1 protein-coding gene is annotated in these 3,197 nt (G+C 68.0%); it reads right to left on the bottom strand.

Translation table 11 applies throughout. The features are described from left to right. Positions 1-105: 105 nt before the first annotated feature. Positions 106-2,877, bottom strand: a complete 2,772-nt coding sequence (gene ppc / locus K9U41_RS22350; protein WP_282643040.1) for a phosphoenolpyruvate carboxylase — start codon at positions 2,875-2,877, stop codon at positions 106-108. Between the last annotated feature and the right edge of the window lie 320 nt (positions 2,878-3,197).

Genomic DNA, 3,197 nt, shown 5'->3' with positions numbered 1-3,197 from the left:
GGGGAGGGGGCAGGGGTTGTTTTCAGCGTTGCCCGCCGGTGCGTCCTGGCACCGGCCCACCCCCGCAGGCGGGAGAGGGAGCGGCGCTGGCGGCATCCAGGCCCCTCACCCCGAGTTGCGCAACCCCGCCGAGATGCCGTTGATGGACAATTGGATGCCGTGCAGCACCTTGTCGTCGCCGGAATTGGCGCGGTGCTGGCGCAGCAGCTCGATCTGCAAATGGTTCAGCGGATCGAGATAGGGGAAGCGGTTGCGGATGGAGCGGTCGAGCAGCGGATTGTCCTCCAGCAGCTTCTGCTGGCCCATGATGGCGAGGACATATTTGAGGGTGCGCTCGTATTCGGCGCGGATGCGGCCGAAGATCTTGGTGCGCAGCTCCACGTCCGGCACCAGCTCCGCATAGCGCGAGGCGATGGCGAGCGAGGACTTCGACAGCACCATGTCCATGTTGGAGAGCTGGGTGCGGAAGAAGGGCCATTCGCGATACATGGCCTGCAGGAACGACAGGCCATAGTCCGGCCGCCGCTCGGCAAACGCTTCAACCGCCGAGCCGAAGCCGTACCACGCCGGCAGCATCAGCCGGCACTGGGCCCAGGAGAACACCCACGGGATCGCCCTCAGCTTCTCGATGGACCGCGTCTTCGCCCGCGAGGCCGGGCGCGAGCCGATGTTCAGCGTGGCGATCTCGCTGATCACCGTGGAGGACCAGAAATAGTCCTCGAAGCCCTCGGTCTCGTAGACGAGGTTGCGGTAGGCGCCGAAGGCGGTGTCCGAGATTTCCTCCATGGCGGTGAGGAATTCGGTGCGCGGGGCATTGTATTGGGGCTGGAGCAGGGAGGCTTCCAGGGTCGCCGAGACCAGGATCTCCAGGTTGCGCCGGCCCATGTCCGGGTTGGAATATTTGGAGGCGATGATCTCGCCCTGCTCGGTGATGCGGATCTGCCCGTTCACCGCCCCGCCCGGCTGGGCGAGGATGGCGTCATAGCTCGGCCCGCCGCCCCGGCCCACCGAGCCGCCCCGGCCGTGGAACAGGCGCAGGCGCACTTTATGGGCGCGGAACACCTCGATGAGGCCGATCTCGGCCTTGTACAATTCCCAGCCGGAGGTGACGAAGCCGCCATCCTTGTTGCTGTCGGAATAGCCGAGCATCACTTCCTGCTCGTCGCCCCGGCTCGACACCAGCTTGCGATAGGCCGGGATGGAGAGCACCCGGTCCATCACCTTGGCGCAGACCTGGAGGTCGCCGATGGTCTCGAACAGGGGGATGATGTTGAGCGCCGTGGTGCCGTCGGCGGTGACGAGGCCCACCTCCTTCAGCAGCAGCGCTACTTCCAGCAGGTCCGAGACCCCCTCGGCCTTGGAGATGATGCAGTTGGGGATGACCTCGCGCCCCAGCGCCCGGTGCGCCTCTGCCGCCATGCGCAGGATGGCGAGCTCCGACTGGGTCTCCTCCTCATAGGCGAGGAAGGGCGAGGCCAGCGGGCGGGCGGTGGCCAGTTCCTTGAGCAGGAGGGCGATGCGCGCCTCCTCGTCGAGGCCGGCATAATTGGTGCCGGGCGCCACCTTCTCGAACAGGTCGGCCACCACGCGCTCGTGCACGTCGGAATTTTGCCGCAGGTCGATGCAGGCAAGGTGGAAGCCGAAGCAATCCACCGCCCGGCGCAGCAGCCGCAGCCGCCCGCGCGCCAGCACCTTCGATCCGTTGTCGCAGAGCGAGGCGTAGATGATGTCGAGGTCGGCCTTGAGCGCCGCCGCGTTCTCGTAAGGGGAGAGGCCGCCGGCGTCCTCCGCTTCGGCCTCTTCGCCCTTCAGGTGGCAAGCGGTGAGCTTCAGCCGCCCGCGCACATAGGCGAGCGCCAGGCGATAGGGCTCCTCCCGATGCTCCTGGGAGCGGTCGGGCGAGCGGGTGGCCAGTTCCGCCAGCGCCGCTGAGACCTTGATGAGCCGCGCGCCGAGGGAGAGTTCGGCGCCCAGCACGGTCAGTTCCTGCTCGTAATGGGCGAGGATGCGATCGCGATGGACCCGCACCGTCTCCTTCAGCACCTGCGCGGTGACGAAGGGATTGCCGTCGCGATCGCCGCCGATCCAGCTGCCGATGCGCAGGAACGAGGGTAGCGCTACCTCCGGGCCGCCCTGCGAGACGTGGTCCTCGATGGAGCAATACAGCCGGGGCAGCTCGGTGAGGAAGGTGTAGTCGTAATAGGACAGGCCGTTGGCCACCTCGTCCAGCACCGTAAGCTTGATGCGGCGCAGCAGCGCCGTCTGCCACAGGGTCAGCACGGCGCGGCGCAGGGTTTCCTCGTCCTGCTCCTGCTCCGCGGGGGTGGGCACCATGCGCTCGCGCCGGTCCAGCAAGGCGGCGATTTCCATCTCGCGGTTGAGGGTGCTCTTGCGGCGCACCTCGGTGGGATGGGCAGTGAGCACCGGGCTCATGTGCGCGCCGGAGAAGAACTCGGTGAGCTGCTGCGGCCCGATGCCCTGCGCCTCGGCGCGGGCGAGGGAATAGGCGAGACTCCCGGCCCGCGGCGCCGAGCCGGCGATGGCATGGGCGCGGTTGCGGCGGATGTGGTGCTCGTCCTCGGCGATGTTGGCGAGGTGGGAGAAATAGCTGAAGGCGCGGATGATATCGACCGCGCGCTGGGAGGAGAGCTGTTCCAGAAGCGCGCCCAGCTCCTCGCGGGCCGCCTCGTCGTCGTCGCGATGGAAGCGGATGGAGGTCTGGCGGATGCGCTCCACCAGCTCGAACACCTCCTCGCCCTCCTGCTCGCGCACCGTATCGCCGAGAATCCGCCCCAGCAGGCGAATATCCTCGCGCAGGGGCCGGTCCTTCACTTCCTCGTCGCCCGGCGCCTCAATGGACCAAACCGCACTCGTCATCTGGCACCCCTTCCCCCGCAGCGGATCGCAGCCGCTTTTCGACCTTAGTCTTACGGAATTTGTGCAGGAGCGAAAGACCAACGCAGCGGCACAACACTGTTGCTTCTGCACGCTTGGGAGGCAGGCGGCGGGCCCCTGCTCCCGGGCGCCCGATCCGGCATGGCTGGCCCGCGGCGCCGGTGCTTGCGCGCCGCGGCCCGGCGGGGGTAGAGCCGGGTGCCGTCAGCGGCCTCCGCGATGCCGCCTGATGGGTCGCTCGCTCGCGATTCGCGCGGGCGGCGCAGGTGCTTCCCCTCCTCCCACGCCAGACAGCCCCGATG

It is taken from the genome of Xanthobacter autotrophicus (assembly GCF_029991245.1).
Taxonomy (GTDB): Bacteria; Pseudomonadota; Alphaproteobacteria; order Rhizobiales; family Xanthobacteraceae; genus Xanthobacter; species Xanthobacter autotrophicus_C.
Note: the sequence above shows the minus strand (reverse complement) of the source record. Positions and strands in the feature narration are given on the sequence as shown.